19 protein-coding genes are annotated in these 21,987 nt (G+C 60.7%); 9 read left to right on the plus strand and 10 right to left on the minus strand.

Annotated features, from left to right (window positions below):
• On the minus strand, positions 1 to 363 hold the full coding sequence (locus tag V7651_RS04080) for a hypothetical protein (RefSeq protein WP_335612292.1): 363 nt from the start codon (positions 361 to 363) through the stop codon (positions 1 to 3).
• 194 nt (positions 364 to 557) lie between these two features.
• Here V7651_RS04080 and V7651_RS04085 point away from each other — a divergent pair, with 194 nt between their 5' ends.
• A complete protein-coding gene (locus V7651_RS04085) occupies positions 558 to 935 on the plus strand; it encodes a hypothetical protein (RefSeq protein WP_335612293.1) in 378 nt (125 codons plus the stop codon).
• A gap of 66 nt (positions 936 to 1,001) precedes the next feature.
• Here V7651_RS04085 and V7651_RS04090 read toward each other — a convergent pair whose 3' ends face one another.
• On the minus strand, positions 1,002 to 2,186 hold the full coding sequence (locus V7651_RS04090; RefSeq protein WP_335612294.1) for a serine hydrolase domain-containing protein: 1,185 nt from the start codon (positions 2,184 to 2,186) through the stop codon (positions 1,002 to 1,004).
• A 144-nt stretch (positions 2,187 to 2,330) separates the two neighbouring features.
• On the opposite strand from V7651_RS04090, the gene V7651_RS04095 reads away from it, so the two are divergent.
• Genes V7651_RS04095 through V7651_RS04105 form a run of 3 tightly spaced genes read left to right on the plus strand, consistent with a single transcriptional unit; the run spans position 2,331 to position 4,918 of the window.
• Entirely contained in the window at positions 2,331 to 4,103 is a 1,773-nt protein-coding gene (locus V7651_RS04095) for a hypothetical protein (RefSeq protein ID WP_335612295.1), read from the plus strand.
• Between the two features lie 60 nt (positions 4,104 to 4,163).
• Positions 4,164 to 4,478 carry a hypothetical protein gene (locus V7651_RS04100; RefSeq protein WP_335612296.1) on the plus strand — a complete coding sequence of 105 codons (315 nt, stop codon included), beginning with the start codon at positions 4,164 to 4,166 and terminating at the stop codon, positions 4,476 to 4,478.
• Entirely contained in the window at positions 4,475 to 4,918 is a 444-nt protein-coding gene (locus V7651_RS04105; RefSeq protein ID WP_335612297.1) for a DUF6265 family protein, read from the plus strand. Before V7651_RS04100 ends, V7651_RS04105 begins: the two co-directional genes overlap by 4 nt.
• On the opposite strand, the gene V7651_RS04110 is transcribed toward V7651_RS04105, so the two are convergent.
• Both V7651_RS04110 and putA read right to left on the minus strand, forming a co-directional pair.
• Positions 4,905 to 5,756 carry a DUF3298 and DUF4163 domain-containing protein gene (locus V7651_RS04110; protein ID WP_335612298.1) on the minus strand — a complete coding sequence of 284 codons (852 nt, stop codon included), beginning with the start codon at positions 5,754 to 5,756 and terminating at the stop codon, positions 4,905 to 4,907. The genes V7651_RS04105 and V7651_RS04110 overlap by 14 nt on opposite strands.
• Before the next feature lie 15 nt (positions 5,757 to 5,771).
• The gene (putA, locus tag V7651_RS04115) at positions 5,772 to 8,906 is read right to left on the minus strand and encodes a bifunctional proline dehydrogenase/L-glutamate gamma-semialdehyde dehydrogenase PutA (RefSeq protein WP_335612299.1); all 3,135 of its coding nucleotides are present in this window, start codon (positions 8,904 to 8,906) and stop codon (positions 5,772 to 5,774) included.
• Between the two features lie 199 nt (positions 8,907 to 9,105).
• On the opposite strand from putA, the gene V7651_RS04120 reads away from it, so the two are divergent.
• Both V7651_RS04120 and V7651_RS04125 read left to right on the plus strand, forming a co-directional pair.
• The gene (locus V7651_RS04120; RefSeq protein ID WP_335612300.1) at positions 9,106 to 10,212 is read left to right on the plus strand and encodes a glycosyltransferase family 4 protein; all 1,107 of its coding nucleotides are present in this window, start codon (positions 9,106 to 9,108) and stop codon (positions 10,210 to 10,212) included.
• A 65-nt stretch (positions 10,213 to 10,277) separates the two neighbouring features.
• Positions 10,278 to 10,466, plus strand: coding sequence for a DUF3008 family protein (locus tag V7651_RS04125; RefSeq protein ID WP_335612301.1), 189 nt, complete (start codon positions 10,278 to 10,280; stop codon positions 10,464 to 10,466).
• On the opposite strand, the gene V7651_RS04130 is transcribed toward V7651_RS04125, so the two are convergent.
• A complete protein-coding gene (locus tag V7651_RS04130) occupies positions 10,463 to 11,557 on the minus strand; it encodes a substrate-binding domain-containing protein (protein WP_335612302.1) in 1,095 nt (364 codons plus the stop codon). The genes V7651_RS04125 and V7651_RS04130 overlap by 4 nt on opposite strands.
• Before the next feature lie 262 nt (positions 11,558 to 11,819).
• On the opposite strand from V7651_RS04130, the gene V7651_RS04135 reads away from it, so the two are divergent.
• Positions 11,820 to 13,013: a type III PLP-dependent enzyme gene (locus tag V7651_RS04135; RefSeq protein WP_335612303.1), complete on the plus strand. Its 1,194-nt coding sequence runs from the start codon at positions 11,820 to 11,822 to the stop codon at positions 13,011 to 13,013.
• Here V7651_RS04135 and murI read toward each other — a convergent pair.
• Positions 12,959 to 13,828: a glutamate racemase gene (gene murI, locus V7651_RS04140; RefSeq protein ID WP_335612304.1), complete on the minus strand. Its 870-nt coding sequence runs from the start codon at positions 13,826 to 13,828 to the stop codon at positions 12,959 to 12,961. The genes V7651_RS04135 and murI overlap by 55 nt on opposite strands.
• Before the next feature lie 125 nt (positions 13,829 to 13,953).
• Between murI and V7651_RS04145 the strand changes: the two genes are divergently transcribed.
• Positions 13,954 to 14,256 carry a hypothetical protein gene (locus tag V7651_RS04145; protein ID WP_035534808.1) on the plus strand — a complete coding sequence of 101 codons (303 nt, stop codon included), beginning with the start codon at positions 13,954 to 13,956 and terminating at the stop codon, positions 14,254 to 14,256.
• On the opposite strand, the gene aguB is transcribed toward V7651_RS04145, so the two are convergent.
• The 3 genes from aguB to V7651_RS04160 all read right to left on the minus strand — a co-directional run bounded on the left by aguB (position 14,253) and on the right by V7651_RS04160 (position 19,502).
• Positions 14,253 to 15,095 (minus strand): N-carbamoylputrescine amidase, encoded by an 843-nt coding sequence (gene aguB / locus V7651_RS04150; RefSeq protein ID WP_335612305.1) that lies wholly within the window; start codon positions 15,093 to 15,095, stop codon positions 14,253 to 14,255. The genes V7651_RS04145 and aguB overlap by 4 nt on opposite strands.
• A gap of 104 nt (positions 15,096 to 15,199) precedes the next feature.
• On the minus strand, positions 15,200 to 16,198 hold the full coding sequence (locus V7651_RS04155; protein WP_335612306.1) for an agmatine deiminase family protein: 999 nt from the start codon (positions 16,196 to 16,198) through the stop codon (positions 15,200 to 15,202).
• 82 nt (positions 16,199 to 16,280) lie between these two features.
• Complete coding sequence (locus V7651_RS04160; RefSeq protein WP_335612307.1) at positions 16,281 to 19,502, minus strand: TonB-dependent receptor; 3,222 nt, start codon at positions 19,500 to 19,502, stop codon at positions 16,281 to 16,283.
• Between the two features lie 265 nt (positions 19,503 to 19,767).
• Between V7651_RS04160 and V7651_RS04165 the strand changes: the two genes are divergently transcribed.
• Positions 19,768 to 21,348 carry an ArnT family glycosyltransferase gene (locus tag V7651_RS04165; RefSeq protein ID WP_335612308.1) on the plus strand — a complete coding sequence of 527 codons (1,581 nt, stop codon included), beginning with the start codon at positions 19,768 to 19,770 and terminating at the stop codon, positions 21,346 to 21,348.
• Here V7651_RS04165 and msrA read toward each other — a convergent pair.
• Positions 21,342 to 21,986: a peptide-methionine (S)-S-oxide reductase MsrA gene (gene msrA, locus V7651_RS04170; RefSeq protein WP_335612309.1), complete on the minus strand. Its 645-nt coding sequence runs from the start codon at positions 21,984 to 21,986 to the stop codon at positions 21,342 to 21,344. The two genes, V7651_RS04165 and msrA, sit on opposite strands and share 7 nt — an antisense overlap.
• Position 21,987: the final 1 nt, after the last annotated feature.

Genomic DNA, 21,987 nt, shown 5'->3' on the forward strand with positions numbered 1-21,987 from the left:
CTACCAGTCATCCAACTGGTCGGTGCGCATCTCATCGACCACCATCTCATACCCCTCGCGCAAATCTTCGCACAGGGCATCCTTGCCCATCCGGTCATAGTCGTCCTTGAACGTCTGGAGCAGTTCGGCGGTCGCAGGATCCCTGACCTCCGCGGGCAGGTAAGCCTCACACACCGATTTCACGGCGGTGCCCAAATCCTCGGCTACAAAACCGCTATAATCGCACGTCTCCTCGATCAGACGGTTGAGCAGCCATGACTTGTACATGCCTTCGCAGCTCTCAGGCCCGACAGCAAAATCCGTGTCGGCCTCCTGCGCGCTAGCCTGGGCACCTGATATCAGCAACGCCGACACGATCATCACTACGCTGGCTCTATGCCTCCGGATATGGCTCATGTGTCGTCCGCATGATTCAATATTCCACCGATTTTCCAATGCCTTGTCAGCCAACCTTAGCTTGGAAATCCGTAGAATCAACTCAGCGAGCGCCCATGCGGCGAGGCTTGCGGCAAGCGAACTTTTCCCCACCCAAACCAGTCCGGCGTATAATGCGCCCAATGTCGGATTTCAGCCTCTTCCGCCCCATGCCGGGCCTGCCATGGTACCTCGTCCTGATCTGGCCGGTGATCTATTTCAGAATCCAGCGCCTGATGGACTGGTTCCAGGTCAATGGTGGGCCCGGCTCGCAAATGTTCTGGGGCCTCACCAAGACCGGCCACGCCGTGCTCATTCGGGCATCAGACGACCTGTCCGGGCATCGTTCGGGCATTATTCGGGCACCCGTGTCGGAGAGGCTTGCACTTGCTCTGGCCGACGAAACAATCACTCCGTGTCCCCTGCGCAGGCAGGGGCGGCGAATCAAGGCCCGTCGCACGCCCGCGCCCCTGCCTGCGCAGGGGACACGGGCTTACTTGCTGCCACTGCCGCATACCTGACCGCGAATCCGGCCCCGAAAACAGAAACATACCCCCAAGCGCCCCAACAGGCGCCGCACGTGCAGCCTAATCAGTGCCAACCTCCGGAAAGGCGCCCGCAATCGTCTGATTCCAGCGGAACAGGTCCGGCCAGTTCTCGCCCCCATTGTCCATCAGGCCCAGACGCACGATCACCAGATCGCGCGACGGCACAATAAAAATGGTCTGCCCCTCATGGCCCTCTGCCGCAAAACTGTCCCAAGGCGGCGCATCGCGGCGCTGGTAGGACGGCACTGGATCGGCGCCGCCCGTCGTCAGCCAGAAGCCTGCACCATAGACATTCTCCTTCGGCCCCTCCGGATGCGCCCGTGAGAAATCCACCCAGCCCTCCGGCAAAAGGCGCCGCCCGTCCCACACGCCATCGCGCAGATAGAGATAGCCAAATTTCGCAAAATCCCGCGCCGACGCCCAGACGAGAGAGCCCCCAAGATAATTTTCCGAAGCATCAAATTCGATCAGCGCATCCATGCCGATGGGGTCACTCAGCTCCCGGCTAAACCAGTTTGAGAAGGACGCCGCCGACGGCGCATCAGTCACCAGCCCCTGAAGCGCATGGCCAATCAGGTGGAACGCTGCCGTCGAATAATTCCAGACCGTCCCCGGTTCGTGCAAAGCGGGCAGCTCATCCTTGATATATTCCAGCACGTCGAACCGTCCCCGCCCGTACATCATCTGGATGACATCATTGTCCGCCATCCCCGTCGCGCCGATCTCGGTATAGTCGAGCCCGTCCGTCATGGTCAGCCACTGGCGCCACGTTATCTCCGCCCGCTTATCGCCCGCATCGAACGGCGTCGGCATCGGCGCATCGATATCGTCAATCAGCCCAAGCTCCACCGCCCGCCCGGCCAGCGCGGAGGTCACCGATTTCGCCATGCTCCACGAAACCTGTTTCGTCTCCGGCCCGAATCCCTCGCGATAGGCCTCGGCCACCAGCATGCCGTGATGGATGATGACAACCGCCCGCGTCTCCCCCATCGGGCCAGCCTTCTCGCCGGCAATGGCCGTGTCGATCATCGGCTGGACAATCGCGGCAACGTCCGGCGGCATCTCCCCTGTCTCCCAGCCCTGCGTCGGCCAGGCCAGCCCTTCCGGCTGCGACGGCAGCGGGACCAGTTCCTGCGCGGAGGCGCAAAGGCTCCCGATCATCACAAGCCCGACAAGGCTGATCCTCAGCGCGGCCTGTTTCAAGACATGATGGCCCACAGCCATTCCTCCCCTGTTCTTTGCCGAAAGCTTAGGGGCAATTGCGGAAACGCGTCAAAGCCCTTCTGATCCTGTCTGGCTTCGTCCGGGACTTAGGCCTTGCTTAAAGGGTTTGTCGGATGGTGCGCCCTCGTGTCCTGAAGGCCCTTCATGTCCTTATCGTCTTCTTCCGGCTCCAGGCCCGATAACCCCTACTGGCTGCTGTTCGGCTGCTTCCTGCTGGTCGGCGCAGGGCTCCTCCTGATGGATGGTCCGCCGGGTAACAGTTATCTTTCGGATGTCGACGATATCGCCCGCCGGCTACAGATCGCCGACCTCCTGACGGATGGCCAATGGCATGATGCGTCCTGGCCATTCCTGCAGACGCCGGATGTCTACCAGTCGCCATGGTCACGGCTTGTCGATGCGCCCTATGTCTTTATCACATGGGCGCTGAGCCCGTTCATGGGCACTGATGGCGGCTTTCGCATCGCGCGGCTCGTGGTGCCCCCGCTATGGTTCGTGGTCTATGCGGCCCTCACCGTCAGGGTCATGCAGCACCTGACTGGTCGCAGGCCAGGGTCAATAGCCGTCGGTATGGCTGCGCTGGCATCCTTCCTCGTCATGCCGGAATTCTATCCCGCCCGGATCGACCATCACAATGTCCAGCTTGTCCTGATGATGGCCCTCAGCCTGGGTCTCGTCTCGCCGAACCGGCATGCGGGGCTATTGGTCGGGCTTGCCAGCTTCCTGTCGATTGCCGTCGGTCTTGAATGCACCCCTTTCATTGCGGTCGCCCTTGTCGGTCTCGGCCTTGTCGCCGTCTGGACTGGCGAGGCAGGCCATATACGCCGGTTCGGTCAGGCGGGGCTCTCCCTCGGCCTGTTGACCCTGCCCGGCAGCCTTGTGCTGATCGGGCCTTCCGGGTTGGGACAGGTTTATTGCGATGCCATATCAGCCCCATGGATCCTCGCCCTGTCAGTAGGCGGGGGTATCATTGCCCTCGCGCCCCGGCTCTGGGGCATGCCCGCTTTCTCCAACCGCGCCGCGCGCTTTGCCAGCTTGGTCATTCCGGGCGTGTTTTTGCTTGCAGGCCTCTGGATCGCCTTCCCGCAATGTCATCATGGCCCGCTATACATGGTCGACCCGATCGCGAAGGAATTCTGGTTATCGCGGGTCCTGCAGGAACATGATTTCATCAGCCTATATGCAGAAGGCGGCCCGAGGGTTCTTGTTTTTGGTCCGGTCGCACTCACAGGCGTTCTCATCGCTATCTGGACATGGACACGCCCCCGGACGGCTGGCGCAGGCTTTCTGTACGCTATCGCTGTCGCGGCCGTTGCACTGGCCCTCCTGCAGAACCGGAATTTCCCCTTTGCAGCGTCCTTCGCGGCCCTTTTCGTCCCCGGGCTGGTGCAGGCCTATGGGCGAGCTTCATCGCTGCGCACGCGGCTTGTTCCTCTTGTCCTTCCCCTGCTCGCAATAACCGTCATCATCATCGCGGTCAGGCGGACCGATCCAGCAATCGATCTCATCATGGTGATGAAGGGCGATGCCTGCCTGAACCAGGACCTTTCCGTACTGGACACGGCGCCGCCCGGCATAATCATGGCACCGCCGCGCATGTCCTTCACGCTGGCCGAATACAATCAGACATCTGGCGGGCACCATCCGGTTGCCTCCCTGCCCTTCCACCGCGCAGCGCCCAGCATCAGCAGGGTCGCCCAAACGTTTACACGCGACGACGCCGACGGACGCCGCGAGGCACTCGCCCCCTTCGACTATGTCGCGGTCTGCCGCATGGATCTGCAGCTCGACCGCGCGCCCGCGCCTCTGTTCGGCGCCCTCGCAGCGGGTGAGAATTGGCCGGGGCTGATCGATGTTCTCCCTGACTCCGGGTCACGCTTCCGCCTGATGCGTATCGACCATGACGCCCTGCAATAGCGCCTTGTTGCCCCTGACGGGGTTTCGCGCTTATCTTCCCGCACCGCGCGGGGGCACTCCATGAAAATCGTCAAAGTCCTTTTGATCGTATTCGTCGTGCTGCTTGTCATTGCTGGCCTCGGCTGGCAGTTCTGGCTGAAGGATCAGGTGGCCTTTGCAAAAGTGGCTACCGCCTATGGCGCCAAGCAGGTCTGCTCCTGCCTGCATGTCGGCGAGCGCCCTTTGGAAAGCTGCATGGATGATTTCACCGTCGATATCAGCGCCGTAACCGTCACCGATGACGGGTCGGTCACAACAGCCAGCGTTCTCGGTGGCCTCGTGAAGTCGGAAGCGAGCTTCACGCCGGGTCTTGGCTGTACACTGGTGAAGCCATGAAGCGGCTTGCTTCCCTGCTCCTCATCGCCGGTTGCGCGTCGGCCCCGTCATCCGCGCGCGAGGCATCGCTCGACTGGCTCACCGGCTGCTGGGAAAATGCAGATGGCAGCTATCGCGAAGTCTGGTCGCCCTCTGAGCACGGCTATTATTTCGGATATGCGGTCAGCCTAAAGGATGGCGCGGTAAGCTTCTTCGAGCAGACCCGTATCGATCCCGGCCCGCCTGCCGTTTTCAATGCCTATCCGGCCGGAAAGGGTCCGTCGCCCTTCCCCGAGCTTAGCAGAACGGACACATCAATCAGCTTCGCCGAGCCTAGGCACGACTATCCGCAGCTGATTGTCTACCGGAAGACAGAGACCGGACTATCCGCCCGCATATCGTTGGAGGATGGATCAAATACCCAGGATTTCGATTTCGGGCCCTGCCCTATTCCTCGGTAACCGGCTCACCCGCAAAGACGCCCTCATATTGCGGCTTCAGGAATTGACGGAACACGGCTTGCGGCACGACGACCTTGTAGGCACCTTCTGCATAAGAGGCGATTTCATAGGGGGCGAAATGCACGACAAAGCCGCCAATCGCGTTCGGCTCTGTCGAAGCCACGAGCCCGATCTCGCCCTCCCTCAGGCTGTCAACGGAAACGGCATCCGCTGCCTCCCCCCGAAATGTCGCTTCTGAACCGCTGCCGCCGGACTTTTCAGACCGCAGGCGAGCGATCTCGCTCAGAACGACCGGAAGCGCATCCTGCATCGCTGCTTCGGGGTCTGAGAGCATGCCTTGCAGGAAGACTTCCTTCCCGCTCGTCAGGTCATAGATGCGCGCGTCAGTGCCGTAATTGCCATGCGCGCCGCCCGTATAGGCCGAGGTAAAGCCCTCGATGCTGATCAGATCGCCCGCTTTGGCCGCCAACGTCCATTCGATCGACAGGCTGTAGGCATTGAAATACTCCGGGTCAGCTTCCTTGTAGGTCTCGGCATCGGACTGCATAGCCTCCATCCGGCCCTTGCCATCCTTCATCAGCTCAGCTGCCAGTGCAGGCGCCACCGCGAAGAGGTCGTCGTCCACAGTAACCGAGCCGACAAAAGCCTCATTCGAGACTTCGGCTTTGTGCGCCACTTCCGCCAGAGAGCCCGGCTCCGCCTCAGGTTCACTGGCGGGCTGTGCCTCTCCCGAAATGCCTGTCGCCGGCGTTGGGTCAACATCCGGTGTTTCTGCCTTTTTGCTGCAGCCAGTCAGGATCAGCACGCCCATCGCGGCAGAGACAGCAAGTTTCAGCATCGGTCCGGTATCCTCTTAAAGGCTCAGCAGCTCCGCATCGCCGCCCTGCGCCGTGATATTCACTGTTACCACGCGTTCATTGGCGAAACGATGGAGATAATGTGGCCCGCCTGCCTTGGGGCCCGTGCCGGAAAGGCCTTCGCCACCAAAGGGCTGCACGCCAACCACTGCACCGGTCATCGAGCGGTTCACATAGGTATTCCCCACCGGACAGGCTGCCTTCACTTCATTATGGAAGCTTTCAAGCCGCGAATGGATGCCAAGTGTCAGGCCATAGCCTTTCGCTTTCAGCTTCGCACCGACCTCGTCGATATCGTCCGGATCATAGCGGATGACATGCAGGATGGGGCCGAACTTCTCTTCCGTAATCTGGTCAAGCGACTTCAGTTCGACCAAGGCTGGCCCGAAGCCAAAGCCGCGCTCACCTATCTTGCCGGCATCCACCTGGTGGAGGACTTTCGCCTCCTTGCCCATGGCTTCAAGATGCTTTTCGAGCACCTCACGCGATTCCGCGTCGATCACCGGGCCGACATCCGTATCGGCTTCAGCAGGGTCGCCGAGCTTCAATTCGTTCATGGCGCCGATAATGCCCTCGATCAGGCTCTTGGCAGTCGACTTCGGCAGGAAAGCAACCCGCAGCGCCGAACAGCGCTGGCCGGCAGACCCGAAGGCGGAAACGATAATATCGTCGATCACCTGTTCACGCAGGGCTGTCGTATCCACGAACAGGCCGTTCAGGCCGCCCGTTTCGGCGATCAGCGGAATGATGGGGCCATCGCGATCAGCAATCGCGCGGTTAATCATGCGGGCGGTCGACGTGCCGCCGGTGAAACAGACACCCGACACGCGCAGGTCGCTCGTCAGGGCCGCACCGACGCTCTCGCCCTTGCCGGGCAGGAGGTGAAGCGCATCGACCGGCAGGCCCGCCTTCTGGAACAGACGGACCGTTTCGAACGCGACCAGCGGCGTTTGCTCGGCCGGCTTGGCAACGACCGTGTTGCCTGCCGCCAGCGCGGCGACGATCTGGCCCGTAAAGATGGCCAGCGGGAAGTTCCACGGGCTGATGCAGCAGAATACGCCGCGTCCATGCAGGCTGATATGATTGGTCTCCCCCGTTGGTCCCGGCAGACGCACAGCACCTTCGAACTCATGCTCGGCCTGCGCGGCATAATAGCGGCAGAAGTCCACCGCCTCACGCACTTCAGCCACACCATCGGCGAGCGTCTTGCCGCCTTCGCGCGACATCAGCGCGATCAGACGCGAGGCATTCTCTTCCAGAATATCGGCCATGGCGCGTAGATGTTCAGCACGCTTCGCGCCGCCGAGCGCATCCCATGAAGGCTGGAACTTCACGGCCGCCTTCAGGGCCTTGTCGATGGCTTGCGGGCTCGCTTCCTTGCACGCGCCGAGCACATGTTCGGTATCGAACGGCACGCGGACCATGTCGCCGCCGCCTGTATCGGCCTTACCGGAGACAATGGCGCCTGCCGAAATGGCCGGGCTGTCGCGGAAGGATTTGAGCGCGCTGTCCATGGAGTCGCGCACAGCCTTCTGGCTGAGGTCAAGGCCGGTCGAATTGCGACGCTCCGGCCCGTAAAGGCGTGGCGGCGTCGGGATGCCGGGGTGCCGCCGCGGGCCAATCTCGATACGCGTGATCGGATCATCGACCACATCTTCGACCGGCACATCCGGATCGAGGAAGGAGTGAACGAAGCTTGCATTCGCGCCGTTCTCGAGCAGGCGGCGAACGAGATAGGGCAGAAGGTCCTTGTGCGCCCCGACGGGTGCATAGACGCGCACGCGCTTGCCGGCATCGGCGGCGTCATAAAGGGCCTCGCCCATGCCATGCAGGCGCTGGAACTCATAGTGCGTCACGCCAGCCGCTTCAGCGAGCAGGTCGATCGCAGCGAGCGAGTGGGCGTTATGCGTTGCAAATTGCGGATAGATACTGGGCGCCGCCTCAAGCATGGCCTTGGCGCAGGCGAGGTAATGCACATCCGTACCCGGCTTCGTCGTGAAGACCGGGAAGTTCGGGTAGCCCTCAATCTGGGAATGCTTGATCTCACTATCCCAGTACGCACCCTTAACAAGGCGCACCATAAAGCGCTGGCCGGTCTCTTCAGCAAGTCGCGACAACTTGTCGATGACCAGAAGCGCGCGCTTCTGGTAAGCCTGTACGGCAAGGCCGAGGCCGGTCCAGTCCTTCAGGGACGGCTCACGGGCTAGCCGCTCGAACAGTTTCAGGCTGAGCACCAGACGGTCTGCTTCCTCAGCATCAAGACAAAGGTGTATATTGGCAACGGCCGCCTTTTCGCAAAGCGCCAGCAGGGAGGGATACATCTCTTCCATCACGCGCGCTTCGTTCACGGCCTCGAAGCGTGGGTGCAGGGCGGACAGCTTGACGGAGACGCCGCTGGCCTTTTCTGGCAGGACGGACTTGTCCTTTTCGGCAGCGACAGCATCGACCGCGGACTCATAAGCCTTCAGATAGCGCGTGGCATCTTCAGAGGTGCGGGCACCCTCCCCCAACATGTCGAAGCTGAAATGAGCGGCCTCATTGGCCTTCACCATGCGCTTGCCGCGCTTGAGGGCTTCCTTGACGTTCCGGCCAAGGACAAATTGCTCGCCCATGATCCGCATGGCCTGCATCATGGCCGCGCGGATGACGGGCTCGCCACTTTCACGGATCAGGCCCTGAACGAAAGCGCCCGGGCCTTTCTGCAGGGCCTTGGGAACACCGATAACAGAGCCGGTGAGCATCAGACCCCATGTCGAGGCATTAACCAGCCAGCTTTCCGACTGACCCAAGTGAGAGGCCCAATCGCCAGAGCGGATTTTCTCGGCGATCAGGTCATCACGCGTTTCAGCGTCCGGAACACGCAGCAGGGCTTCCGCGAGGCACATGAGGGCGAGGCCTTCAGAGTTCGACAGGCCAAACTCCTCGAGGAAGCTTTCCATCATGCCTTTCTTGCGGCCTCGGCTGCGGGCAATCTCGACCAGTTCCCGGCCACGGCGCACTGCCGCAAGGCGCGCGCCATCGTCCAGTGGCGCCGGTTTCACCAGTCCCTCAAGAAGCCCCTCCTCATCGTCGAACTTGTGTTCATCGAGGACATCCCAATCGAGGGAGGCGAGGGTCAGAGAATCAGGCATATAGGTTTCCATATATCAGGGGGTTCAAGAGAGCGCTGTACGGCGCGGTAAAAGCCTGCGCAAAATTCGGGTTTACGGGCACAGCTATATCGTCACATAGAAGCCAACGCGAGCCTTAGGGCTGTTGTTCCACCTCTTTACGTATGAAACCAACCCCGCCACATTGCCGCCGACCGTCAAACGGCCTCGAGGAGACCCGATGCGCATCATGTTGATCACCGACGCCTGGGACCCCCAGGTCAATGGCGTCGTACGCACGATGAAGCGCGTCATCGCTGAATCCGAGGCCATGGGACATATCTGGGAGATTGTGCATCCCGGAGACGGGTTCCACACAGTCCCGCTGCCGACTTATCCGGAGATCAAGCTGGCGCTGTTTGCGCGCCGCAAGATTGAAGAGCGCTTTCACGAGTTCGAGCCTGACGCGATCCATATCGCCACCGAAGGGACGCTTGGCATGGCTGGACGCACCATGTGCCTGAGGGTGAAACACCCCTTCTCGACCGCCTATCATACACGGTTCCCGGAATATGTGGCCGCCCGCCTGCCTGTTCCGGTCTCTTGGGGCTATTCCTTCGTACATTGGTTCCACAAGTATTCCGGCAAGGTGATGGTGCCAACGCCCTCAATGGTCGAGGAACTCAAGGCCCGCAAGTTCATCAATCTGGTTGCCTGGACGCGCGGCGTCGACACGGAATTGTTCAATCCAGCCCGCCGCATCCCGGAAGGCGCCGACAATGACCCGTTTAAGGGACTGCCGCGCCCGATCTTCCTCAATGTCGGACGGGTCGCCGTCGAAAAGAACATTGAATCCTTTGCCGAGCTTGATCTTCCCGGCTCAAAAGTGATCGTCGGCGCCGGCCCGCAGCTGGAGGAACTGAAACGTAATTATCCGAATGTCACCTTCCTCGGCGGACGGTTCGGCGAGGACCTCGCAGCTGTCTATGCCAGCGCCGACGTGTTTGTTTTCCCGAGCCTGACCGACACGTTCGGCCTGGTCGTTCTGGAAGCCATGGCGTCGGGCATTCCGGTCGCGGCCTTCGATGCGACGGGCCCGCGCGACGTGATCCCGGGTTCTGGCGCGGGCACGATCACACCGGTAGGCGGCGACTTGCGTCAGGGCGTGCTCGAATGTCTGGAGCTGGACCGCAAGACCTGCCGCAGCTTTGCCGAGACCTATAGCTGGAAGGCCTGCGCGGAAGCCTTTATTGAAAACCTTCAACCCCTCCCTGCTCCGGCAAGACGTCGCTTCTGGCAGAAGATCCGTCTGCGGCGGCGCAAGAAACCGCCCATCGAAGGCCTGTAGGACAGGAAACCTTCCGCCTCCCGTGGCGTTGCTTTTGTTCCAGACATAAGCAGGAGGCCCCAGCAATGCATGCCAAGTCAAAAGCCCAGCAGAAAGCCGCAGGCGCGGCGCTCGCCGCCAAGCGCGGTGAGCAGAAAAAGTCCGATCTCGTTGGCGCGTCAAAGGACATGTACGAGTCCATGACGGAAGACGAATTGGAGGAACTTGCGTCCACGAAACGCAAATCCCTCCCGGAAAAAGCCAGTAAGTCCTAGTTCAGTTTCGCTTTCAAGCCTTCAACGATCACACGCTGGGCAGAGCGATCTTCGTCGCTGAGCGGAATGAGGCCTTTCTCGACGAGATAGCCGTCAGGACCGAACGCGTTTTCAGATGTGAAGGCTTCCACGTAATCGATCAGACCGGGCACCAACGTCAGATTCTGGTCCTTCACATAGAAGAGCATCACGCGTGACAGCCCATATTGACCTGAATTGATCATCTCGAATGTGGCCGGCACGCCGGAAAGGTGTGCGCCCTTCACCCGGTCAGCGTTCTGTTCGAGATAGGAGAAGCCAAGCACGCCCATCGCCGTCGGCGTCTTGACTAGCGACTGGATGATCGCCGTGTCATTCTCGCCGAAATCGATCCACGCGCCATCGGTGCGGATCGTGTGTGCGCGGTCAGCGAAGGCTTTCGGGTCGCTGGTTTTCAGCGCAGCCATGGCTGGAATTGTTTCGGCGCCATGCTCCATGCCCAGCTCGACAAATGCATCGCGTGTGCCGGATGTTGGCGGTGGACCGAACACCATGATTGGCTCGTCCGGCAGATTGGCGTCGACATCATGCCACGATTTATAAGGGTTCGGCTCGAACTCCCCTGCCTCGTTTGGCACGTCCTGAGCGAGGGCAAGATAGAGCTGCGTCTTGGTGACGTCGAAATCCGGACCTTCCTTGGAATTGGCGATGACAATGCCGTCATAGCCGATCTCGACGGGCGTGATCTCGGTGACGCCATTGCTGGCGCAGAGTTCGGCTTCGCTGTCCTTGATGGGGCGTGAGGCATCCGAGATCGAGGGCTGGTCGGGGCCAACGCCCTGACAGAAGGCCTTGAAGCCGCCGCCCGTGCCTGTTGTCTCGACAATCGGGGTCGGGAAGCCCGACGTTGCGCCGAAACGCTCAGCGACAGTTGTGGCGAAAGGCGAGACCGTGGACGAGCCCACAACCTTGATTTTCTCGCTCGAGCCCGACAGTTCCGGACGATCCGGCGCCGCTTCGGACGCATCAAGCGTAGAGAGGTCGGTCTTGCCACAGGCGACAAGCGCCAGGGCCATGAGGCTGATGGCGCCAAAAGTCATGCCAGATTTCATTGCAGGTCTCCTGAAGAATCGTATCCCGGATCGGGCTTTCGGTCGCCGGAATACGCCGCAGACATGACAATCACGTCGAAGTTTCGTGACGTTTTTGCGACATCGCTGCAAACTTTCGAAATTTTTACTTGCACCCCAAGTCATCATCGCATATCTCACAGCCCGAATACGGATGTGGCGGACATCTGGGCCAACCCTTAAACTGGGGGCCCCCTGCACTAACGCCCGAAGCTGGTTAAAAGCCCTTTGGAGGTTAGGTGTCATGCACTCCTATGCTACCCCCTATAATATTGTGCGCTCGCAAGAGCCCGATGTTCCTGTTTACTGCTTTCGCCCTGAGCGGGTGACAGCGGCTGCGAAATGGTTCCGGGAAAGCTTCCCGGCCCAGCCATTCTACGCTGTGAAGGCCAACCCTGGCGTTCACGTGCTCGACGCCCTTTGGGCCGCCGGCATCAACAGCTTTGATGTGGCCTCGGAAAACGAGATCGAACTGATCTACAACCGCTTCCCGGGCGCCCGCATGGCCTTCCTTCACCCGGTGAAGAACCGCCGCGCTGTTTCCCGTGCCTACCACCAGTATGGCGTTCGCATCTTCGTGACCGACACGCAGGCAGAACTGCAGAAGATTCTCGAAGAAACGAACTATGCGAAGGATCTTACGATCATCGTGCGCATCGGTGTGTCGAATGACGGCGCAACGCTGCCACTGACCGGCAAATTCGGCGCGACTGAAGAAGACGCCGCCGCGATCCTGCGCGAAGCCCGCCGCTATGCGGACGAGCTGGGCGTGTCCTTCCATGTCGGTAGCCAGGCAATGAAACCCACCGCCTGGGCGACAGCCATGGCAGACGTTTCGCGCATCATCATCTCGGCTGGCGTTACCGTGGACATCGTTGATGTCGGCGGCGGCTTCCCGTCGATCTATGCCGACACACCGCCGCCTTCGCTCGAAGCCTACGCCTCGATGGTGGAATCCTCGTTCGAGAACATGTTCGTTCTGGAAAACGCCGAACTGTGGTGCGAACCCGGCCGCGCCCTCGTCGCCGAGGCCGAAAGCCTGCTCGTGCGTGTTGAACTGGCCAAGCCCGGCTCGCTCTACATCAATGACGGCTCCTATGGCTCGCTCTATGACGCTGTGCACGAACGCTGGCAGTTCCCTGTCCGCGCGATCACGGGCAATGGTCGCAAACTGCGCGGCATGGCCGAGTACACGATCTATGGGCCGACCTGCGATTCGACCGACAAGTTTCCTGAAAAAGTCTGGCTGCCAGCCGGCCTGACAGAGGGCGACTATCTCGAGTTCGGGAATATCGGTGCCTATGGCCGTGCCATGGCGAGCCGCTTCAATGGTTTCGGTGAAACCGACGTGGCCATCGTGCACGATGCCCCTTGGCCGAGCCTCTACAATGCGGTCGGCGCGGAAGTCATCGCGATCGGGTCCAAAGCCACGAAGTGAGCGTCCGGGAAACCGTAACGCCGTAGCACGAGCGCCAGGTCCGGTGATTCTTCCGGGGGGCTTGTCAGGTAAGCTGAACCGCCAATGCCGCGTGCTTCCGTTTCATGCGGGAGCACGCGGATGGTCTGGCGGGCAATCGCGGCGCCCGAATCCACATAGCTCACGCCGCGCGGCGCGCTGGCAATGAGTTGCCCGCGCACAAGCGGGAAATGGGTGCAGGCCAGCACGATCGTGTCGATCTGGTCCCCGCCGGGTGCATCGAAGAGCGGCGCCTGGGCCGCGGCGATGGCCTCAATCGGAACGTCATCCCCTCTTGCATGGGCCTCGGCCAGCCGAACCAGCTCGATACTGCCATGCATGATGACTTTGTGGCCGCCCGCGAACTGGTTTATCAGCCGCGCCGTATAGGCCCGCCTGATCGTGCCCGGCGTGGCGAGCAGGCCAATCGTGCCCGTCTGGCTGAACGCCGCAGCCGGCTTGATGGCCGGCACGGTGCCGACAACGGGAATATCCAGTACGGCGCGCACTTCCTGCAGCGCCAGCGTGCTCGCCGTATTGCAGGCGATGACAAACACATCAGGCCTCACATGATCGCACAGCATCCTCGCGACGCGCGGGATGCGCTCGATCAGCTCCTCATCACTCTTGTCACCATAGGGGAAGAAGCCGCTATCGGCCGCATAGTGAACGCCCAGCGCAGGCGCCAGCGCCCTTATCTCCTCCGCGACGGTCAGCCCCCCTACCCCCGAATCGAACACGAGGACCCGCCCGCGAGCGGGCGAAGGCGTGAAATGGTTGGACAGAAAATCCGGCATGATTCGACATTATGTGCATTCGCTCACGGCGAAAACGGGGCAGCGAAAGGAGTTTTGGCACGAGATTTGTTGTGCACTGCACCATAACGTGTCTACTATCCTGTTTGGAAACAAGGAAATTCCCGATGATGGACCTTTGGCTCGCGCCGTGGCGCGCTTCTCTTTCCCTTACAGCCTCGACCCTCGAGATGATGCTGACGGCGCAAAAGAGCTTCGCAAGTGCTCAGGCCGTGCCCGATTTCCAGCCTATGGACGAGATCAAGATGCGCGAAGCCTTTCACACGGCAGCGGACGCAAACCTGCGCCGCTGGGGTGATACGGCTGATGCAATCAACAATCTGCCGGAATGGTACAGGGATCTCTCCCGCGTGCCGGGCGGCGTGATGACCGACTGGTTTGATAAAGCCCGCCGCGTGACGCAGGCCTAGACCAGCTTGCCGTAAAGGTCCGGCCGCCGGTCGCGGAAAAAGCCCCATGCAGCGCGCTCGCGGTCGACCTCATCAAGGTCGAATGTTGCGAGGATCACGCCCTCCTCGGTCCGGCCGAAGTCAGTGACGACTTCGCCGGTCTGGTCCGCGATGAAACTTGTGCCGTAAAAGACCTGCCCGCCCTCATCGCCCATGCGATTGGCCGCGCAGACAGGGATGACATTCGACACAGCATGACCGAGCATCGCCCGCCGCCAGCGCCCGGCCGTGTCGAGCGTTGAATCCTGCGGCTCTGCGCCAATCGCCGTTGGGTAGAGCAGCACGTCTGCTCCCATCATCGTCATGGCGCGCGCGACCTCCGGGAACCACTGGTCCCAGCAGATACCGACGCCGATACGGCCTTTCTTGGTATCCCAGACACGAAAGCCCGTATCGCCGGGACGGAAGTAGAATTTCTCCTGATAGCCGGGGCCATCGGGAATGTGGCTCTTGCGGTAGACGCCCATGGCGCTGCCGTCTGCATCGAGCATGACGAGCGAATTGTAATAGGCCGGACCGTCCTTCTCATAGATCGAGACGGGAATGACGACGCCGAATTTCCGTGCAATTTCAGCAAGTTGAACAACGGCGGGATGCGTTTCCCATGGCAGGGCCCGGGCGAAATGCTCCTCTTCCTGCGTCTTGCAGAAATAAGACCCGCAGAAAAGTTCGGGCGGCAGAACAACATCAGCGCCGCGCCCGGCAGCCTCTTCAATGAAGCCGGCGACGCGGTCGATATTGTCCTGAACGTCGTCAGACGGGGAGAACTGGATGGCAGCGAGCGTGATGGAGCGGGTCATGGGCGGTATCCGTTGGGGCGCAGCAGGGTAATGACAGGATCTTGCCTGGGTATTCAGAGTCCATTCCCGGGTTATTCAGAGTCCGTTCCCGGGGTGTTGCGTGTCTATTGGGCGGGAATTTCGCGGGTCATGCAGTGGAAACTGCCGCCGCCGCGCAGAATGTTCAATGCCGGAAGCCCGATCACCTTGCGACCCGGGAAGAGCGGGCGCAGTTCGGCAAGCGCGACCAGACTGAAGCGCTCATCATAGGTCGGCACGAAAACGGCGCCATTTGTGATCGTGAAATTCATGTGGCTGGCTGGCACCGGCTCGCCGTCGCCAAAATCGACCGGGCCCGGTGACGATATGGTCGAGACCATCAGACCCGCTGTGCGCAGCTTGTCCTCAATGGCGAGCAGCACGTCCGCATTGGGATCCTGCTCGCCGGTCGGGTGCTGGCAGAGGACATGCCCTGGTGCGATGAAGCGGGCAATATTGTCGACATGGCCATCGGTATGGTCGTTGAGCAGGCCATCGCCAAGCCAGATGACTTCATTCACGCCAAAGGCTTCGACCAGCGCAGCTTCGGCATCGGCCTCGGTCCAGGCGCCGTTGCGGTTGGGATTGAGCAGGCACTGACGGGTGGTCAGCAAACGCCCTTCCCCGTCGACATCAATGGCGCCGCCCTCAAGCACGGTATCATGCGCGCGCACAGAAACGCCTTCGACACCGGCAATGGCGGCAGCCGTCTCAGTGTCGCCCGGCATGAGATATTTGCCGCCCCAGCCGTTGAAGCGGAAGGTTTCAGCCTGAAAGCCGCCAGCGCCACGCGTAATGATCGGCCCGGTATCGCGCAGCCAGACGTCACCCGTCGGCACTTCGACGATTTGCGCCACGTCCCCCACAGCCGCCTGTGCGGAGCGGGCAGCTTCTTCGGAGCCAGCCGCAACTTTGACTGGAACGAAAGCGGCGGCGGCACGGATCAGTGCCGCAATTTCAGCGCGTGCGCCGTCATAATTGCCGCCCCATTCTTCAGCAAGGCGGGGCCAGCCGCACCAGAGGGCGGCCTGCGGAGCCCATTCGGGCGGGAGGGAGAAAGCTGCTTCGGTCATGGTCGCTGGCATTGCCACACCTTTGAAACAAGGAAAAGGGCGGCCCGCATAGCAGGCCGCCCTCCCAAATCTGCATTCCGGATCGCGAAGCGACCTAGAACTCGTATTTCACACCGATCTGGATCTGCCAGAACGACTGGTTCAGGACCTCGGAATTGGTCGAAGTGCTGAAGGTCGACTCGTCGCGGTCGCCTGTGCCCCAGACGCCATCGCGACCTGGATCACCGTAGACATACTGGCCGTTGACGATCGAAGCGGCAGCAACCTGGCGCTTGTATTCGTAACGGGTGCGCTCGACGCGACCGGCATTGCTGTCGATCAGGTTGCCGAGGTTCTCGATGTCGAGGAACAGTTTGGTGCGGTGATTTTTCATCGCGCCTGGCAGTTCCTGCTGGAGACGAAGATCAACCAGCGTCGACCAGCGGGAATTGTCGCCGTTGCGTGGTGCAATCTTGCCTTTGTAGTCATTGAGTTCGGACGTTGCGATATAGGTGAAGAAGTCCTGCTGGAGGCCTACGTCACCACCGAACGAGTCAGGCGAGAAGAGCGGATCGTCGAAGCCGGTCGGCACGTAGAGTGTCGCACCCGCATCATCCGCGCTGCTTTCGTTGATGCCGAACACATCGCTACGACCGTTCGTGTTGAACGTGTAGGTGTAAGGCTGGCCCGAACGACGGGTTGCAAACAGCGAAGCCTGCGTGGCGTAGCCGCGGAAGAATTCCTTCTCCCAGTTCAGGCGCAGTTTGAACTGGTGCTCGACTTCGAAGTTCGACGTACCGGTGCGCGGGTTCTGGTAGCTCCAGCGTGCCGTGTCCGAATAGTTAGACGTTGCAGTCGACGAGGTGCCCATGCCGATGTCGTTGACGTCAGCGTGCGTATAGCTGCCGAACACATCAAAGTCGCCAAATGGTGTTTCCCAGTCATTGCTGGCCGAAAGGGCCCAGAGCAGCGAGTTGCCCTTGTCGACGCTGCCGACGAGGATGGCTTGCGGCGCGCTGGATGTGACACCGTTGATGGTGCCCTGACCGCACGAGTACACTGGACGATCATCAGGCGAAGCAGACACAGCCGTACAGGTCGCATCATACCAGTAAGGTGCATTCTCGAGCTTGTTGTAGAGCACGTCCGCAGTGACCAGCCAGTTGCCTGGAACGTTCACAGCCACGCCGAGATTGGCTTTCCAGGTCGATGGGATCTCGAAAGAATTGTCGAGCGCATTGACCGCACCATCCGGAGATGTGTTTGCCAGTTGGTCCAGAAGGTTCTGCGGGATGTAGTTGCCCGACGTTGCCTCTGGTGTGTTCGGAACATTGATCGTGCCGGAGTCGAAGACTTCGCCGTTGATGACGCCGTCGTTCGAGTAGCTGTTCGAGACCCAGACGCCCGGTGAGCCACCGGAGAATTTGCCGAGGCCACCACGGACCGTGATGTCATCGCTTGCGTCCCACTTGAAGGCGAAGCGCGGCAGGATCACGTCCAGCCCATCAATGTCATTCGTGTTCGAGAAGCCGTAACGATCCTGGAAGTTCTGGTTCGGACGGATTTTGCCTTCTGACTGGTAATAGTCGTAACGAATGCCGAACATCAGGTTCAGGTCGTTACGAATATCCCAGCTGTCCTGCAGGTAGATGGAGTTGTAATTGTAACCCCAGATCGCGCGCAGGTCGTTCTCATCATTCGTGATGGCGTTTGCGTAGGAAACATCCGTCGCAATCTGGTTGCGCAGGTCGTCGATGGACGCGAAGGCATATGTGCCTTCCGAGTTCTGGGCGAAGAGGTTGTCGACATCGACTTCCTCACGCTCGAAACCGGCTTTCAGCGTGTGATCGCCAAGCAGGTATTCAGCCTTCACTTTGTACTGCAGGAATTCCTGGTCGAGTTCGTTGCCGTGACGGAAGCGGTCAGGACCGAAGGCAATGACGGTGCCTGTGGAGGTCTCGACAGAACCGAGGAAGAATTCAGCGCCGTTCAGGCTGTCTGCGCCCGTAGCCTGGGTCGTCTTGGCGATCTTGACCTCAGTCGAGAAATTCGGCGTCCAGTCGGAATAAAGGTGGCCGATGAAGGATTCGACGCTCTCCGAGTTGTTGTACCAGGACGACGGGAAAGCGAGGTCGGCACCTTGAAGGAAGTTGTTGCCGTTCTGCTCGGTGATGCTCGCACCTTCGGTCTTGATATAGGTGAACTTGGCGCGGTGATTGTTGGAGATGTTCCAGTCGATGCTGCCGAGGATTTTCTCGTCTTCGACCGGCGGCACGCCTGCTCCGAAGTCGCCCACGTCAAAGCCGTAGACAGTCTGCATGATGTCCTGGATTTCGGAGATGTCGCCTGGCGTCACGTCTTCGATGTTGACGGCGCCGGAACCGGTTGGGCCCCGCTGAAGGGCAGCCGCTTCTTCATACTTGTCGTACGAGAGGAAGAAGAACAGCTTGTCCTTGATGATGGGGCCGCCAAGCGTGCCGCCATAGGTTTTCTCTTCGAAATTACGGTCGACCTTCAGGTCGCCGCTCTTGCTGCCGGCCATCGAGTCGTCAGTCTTGAAGTAGAAAGCCGAACCGTGGAATTCGTTCGTACCGGACTTGGTGACAGCGTTGATCGTGCCGCCCGTGAAGCCGTTATATTCCGTGTCGAAAGGCGCCGATTCAACCGACAGCGACTGGATCGCATCGAACGAGATTGGCGAGCGCTGGGTCGGGTAGCCGTTGGCGTTCAGACCGAAGCGGTCGTTCAGGGCCACACCGTCAATCGTCAGCGTGTTGAAGCGGTTGTTGGCGCCGGCAATCGTAAGTTCTTTTGCGCCGCCTGTCTGGACGTTCACGCTGGCGAACGGATCAAGCTCAGCAGCATCCGTGATGTCGCGGTCGATCGAAACGACTTCGTTGAGGGCAGCGAGACCAAGGGAAGTGGTCAGGCCTTCGCTGGAGAAACCGGTCTGCAGCTGGTTCGCCGTAACGACGACGGTCTCAAGCTTGCGCTCGCCGGAAACCGTGAGGTTCAGCGGGTATGTCTGGTCGAGATCGATATAGATGTCGGTGACGGTGACCGGCGTGAAATCGCCGCCCGTGACTTCGACTGTGTAAGGGCCGCCGACGCGAAGGCCACGAGCCGAGAAATCACCATTCGCGCTGGTAACAGCGGCGGTCATCGTGCCCGAAGGTGTGTGCGTGATGACGACGGTGGCGTTTGGCACCGCAGAACCTTCCGCATTGGTCACCTGACCGCGCATGCTGGAGGTTGTAACCTGCGCCGAGGCGATGCCTGCGACGCTGAGCGCAATAGCGGATACCGCCATGCCGCGACCGAATGTGTTCCAATTCATGATCATTTTCCCCTGATCCGTATGATGGTCCGGCCTGCTCTCTCACAATCAGGTCGGTTGGCGGTCGCTTACGCTCCCTGCATGACGGATTAGTGACAAGTTTTTGAAGGTTCAACGTAGTGTGCAGTGAATCCGGCCATTGGTTTTTGTGCGATGCAAAAAAGCCACGCTTTGGGCTCGCGCAGGGCATGGCTTGCCTGATTTTGGGGCTGTATTAGACGGGCCACGCACTGCATAAGCAGAGAATGTATCAAGGTGAGACCACATGGCAGGGCTGAGTCGCGAATCGGATTCCACTTACCGGCGCGCTGTGGCCCTTGGACTCGGATTGCTCCTTGTGCTGCGTGTCGGCTTCCTGCTCGTCTCGCCGCTGAACCTTTACGCCGATGAAGCACAGTATTGGCGCTGGGGCGAAACGCTGGACTGGGGCTATTATTCCAAGCCGCCAATGATTGCCTGGGTCATCCATGGCGTGACGGCGCTGATGGGCAATTCTGAATGGGCCGTGCGGCTGGCGGCGCCCTTCCTGCATACGGCAGGGGCCGCATTCCTCTTCCTGCTGGGCCGCGCGGTTTATGATGCCCGCACAGGCATGTATGCGGCCTTCCTCTATGCGCTGATGCCGGCGGTGATCCTCTCATCGGCCGTTATCTCGACCGACGGCGTGCTGATGCCGTTCTGGTGCGCTGCGCTTTATGCTCTGTGGCGACTGCGCAGCGGCGAAGGCCGATGGGCCAGCGCCGTGGGCCTCGGCTTGGCCGTAGGCGCGGGCTTCCTGTCAAAATACGCGATGCTCTACTTCATTATAGGGATAGCGCTGACGCTGGTGCTGGACCGGGAGACGCGCCGGGCGCTGCTGTCATGGCGAGGCCTCGTTGCGCTGCTGGTCGCCTGCGCGATCTTCGCACCGCATATCGCATGGAATGCCGCGAATGACTTCAAGACGGTCAGCCACACCGTCGACAATGCGAATCTCGGTGGCGAGCTGTTCCACCCCGACCACGCGCTGACCTTTCTGGCCGACCAGATGGGTGTGTTTGGCCCGATCAGCCTGATCGCCTTTGCCATTGGCCTGTGGGCCATGCGCAAGGCGGGCGACGGCGTGAAGCAGCGCGACCGCTGGCTGCTCTGCTTTGTTCTTCCCGTGCTGGTCATCATTCTCGTGCAGGCCGTGCTGTCGCGGGCGAACGCCAATTGGGCGGCGACGGCCTGGCCGGCAGCGAGCGTGCTGGTGGCGGCCTGGCTGCTCCGGATGGCGCCGACGGGCGTGCGGTGGCTGTGGGCGAGCCTTGCGCTGCATGCAGCCATCGGCGTGACGTTCGTGACAGTGCCCCTGCTGCCTGCCTCGGCAGCGTCACAGGCCGGTTTCGACAATGAGCTGAAGCGCACGCGGGGATGGGACACAGCGGCGCGCGCCGTGTTTCAGAAGGCGGCCGAGATTGGCGCGACATCCGTTCTGGTCGACGAGCGCGAGGTCTGGCATGGGCTCGACTATTATGCCCGGGACCGCACGCCGCCGCTGATCTCGTGGCGCCGCTACGGCGTGCCGAAAAGCTTTTCCGAGACGGTGGCCATGGCGCCACCGCTGGATGAGAAAGTGCTGGTTGTTTCACTGCATGCCGACATGCGGCCCATGATGCGTAGTGACTTCAGGACGTTCGAGAATGCCGGAAACATCATTATCCCACTCGGCAAGCGCCGGAATGGATGCACGCTGGAGCGTCGGTTTCATCTATATATTGCATCAGGCTTTGCGCCGGAGCGCCATGACGATGCATGGGAAGCGCGGCATGACGGGCTGACGGAGTTCAAGACCCCGCCCTGCCCCGCGCCAAAGGATCAGTGACCGGTGGCTTCTTCGCCCCAGAGTTCCTTCACCCGCGCATCACGGCCACAGGCGGCGCGGTAGTAGCGGTACTTCAGCGGGTTCTTGTGGTAGTAATCCTGATGATAGTCTTCGGCTGGCCAGAACGTGTCGGCATTGATGACTTGCGTCACGACCGGGGACGGCAGGGTGGCTGAGACATCCGCAATATCGGCTTCAGCGGTTGCGCGCTCGTCTGGCGTCGAGACGAAAATGGCGCTGCGATAGCTCTCGCCCTTGTCGCAGAACTGGCCACTCGCATCCGTCGGATCGATATGGTGCAGGAAATAGGTCACGAGCTGGTTATAGCTCACCACGTCCGGGTCATAGGTGACCTTCACCGATTCATAGTGGCCCGTGTCTTCGTGGCTGACCTGCTTATAGGTCGGGTTCGCAACATGCCCACCCGTATAGCCCGAAACCGTTTCGATGACGCCATCCACCTTGTCGAAATCGGATTCGACACACCAGAAACAGCCGCCGGCAAAAACGGCCGAGGACATATGCTTGGGGGCTTCACTGGCGGGCTTGTCTTCCGCGCCTGCGCTCGAAATGAACGCAAGGCTTGTCGCGGCAATACCGGCGACGATGGCAATGAAGAGGGCTGAACGGATACGCATG

The organism is Hyphomonas oceanitis (assembly GCF_036964545.1).
Taxonomy (GTDB): domain Bacteria; phylum Pseudomonadota; class Alphaproteobacteria; order Caulobacterales; family Hyphomonadaceae; genus Hyphomonas; species Hyphomonas oceanitis.

What these genes read in the sequence shown, in the direction of transcription:
- V7651_RS04090 (WP_335612294.1), bottom strand. Translation starts at nt 2,186, where the DNA reads ATGGCTGTGGGCCATCATGTCTTGAAACAGGCCGCGCTGAGGATCAGC.
- V7651_RS04125 (WP_335612301.1), top strand. Translation starts at nt 10,278, where the DNA reads ATGCATGCCAAGTCAAAAGCCCAGCAGAAAGCCGCAGGCGCGGCGCTC.
- aguB (WP_335612305.1), bottom strand. Translation starts at nt 15,095, where the DNA reads ATGACCCGCTCCATCACGCTCGCTGCCATCCAGTTCTCCCCGTCTGAC.
- V7651_RS04095 (WP_335612295.1), top strand. Translation starts at nt 2,331, where the DNA reads ATGTCCTTATCGTCTTCTTCCGGCTCCAGGCCCGATAACCCCTACTGG.
- V7651_RS04165 (WP_335612308.1), top strand. Translation starts at nt 19,768, where the DNA reads ATGGCAGGGCTGAGTCGCGAATCGGATTCCACTTACCGGCGCGCTGTG.
- V7651_RS04105 (WP_335612297.1), top strand. Translation starts at nt 4,475, where the DNA reads ATGAAGCGGCTTGCTTCCCTGCTCCTCATCGCCGGTTGCGCGTCGGCC.
- V7651_RS04160 (WP_335612307.1), bottom strand. Translation starts at nt 19,502, where the DNA reads ATGAATTGGAACACATTCGGTCGCGGCATGGCGGTATCCGCTATTGCG.
- V7651_RS04085 (WP_335612293.1), top strand. Translation starts at nt 558, where the DNA reads ATGTCGGATTTCAGCCTCTTCCGCCCCATGCCGGGCCTGCCATGGTAC.
- V7651_RS04155 (WP_335612306.1), bottom strand. Translation starts at nt 16,198, where the DNA reads ATGCCAGCGACCATGACCGAAGCAGCTTTCTCCCTCCCGCCCGAATGG.
- V7651_RS04130 (WP_335612302.1), bottom strand. Translation starts at nt 11,557, where the DNA reads ATGAAATCTGGCATGACTTTTGGCGCCATCAGCCTCATGGCCCTGGCG.
- V7651_RS04145 (WP_035534808.1), top strand. Translation starts at nt 13,954, where the DNA reads ATGATGGACCTTTGGCTCGCGCCGTGGCGCGCTTCTCTTTCCCTTACA.
- V7651_RS04110 (WP_335612298.1), bottom strand. Translation starts at nt 5,756, where the DNA reads ATGCTGAAACTTGCTGTCTCTGCCGCGATGGGCGTGCTGATCCTGACT.
- V7651_RS04120 (WP_335612300.1), top strand. Translation starts at nt 9,106, where the DNA reads ATGCGCATCATGTTGATCACCGACGCCTGGGACCCCCAGGTCAATGGC.
- murI (WP_335612304.1), bottom strand. Translation starts at nt 13,828, where the DNA reads ATGCCGGATTTTCTGTCCAACCATTTCACGCCTTCGCCCGCTCGCGGG.
- V7651_RS04100 (WP_335612296.1), top strand. Translation starts at nt 4,164, where the DNA reads ATGAAAATCGTCAAAGTCCTTTTGATCGTATTCGTCGTGCTGCTTGTC.
- V7651_RS04135 (WP_335612303.1), top strand. Translation starts at nt 11,820, where the DNA reads ATGCACTCCTATGCTACCCCCTATAATATTGTGCGCTCGCAAGAGCCC.
- msrA (WP_335612309.1), bottom strand. Translation starts at nt 21,986, where the DNA reads ATGCGTATCCGTTCAGCCCTCTTCATTGCCATCGTCGCCGGTATTGCC.
- putA (WP_335612299.1), bottom strand. Translation starts at nt 8,906, where the DNA reads ATGCCTGATTCTCTGACCCTCGCCTCCCTCGATTGGGATGTCCTCGAT.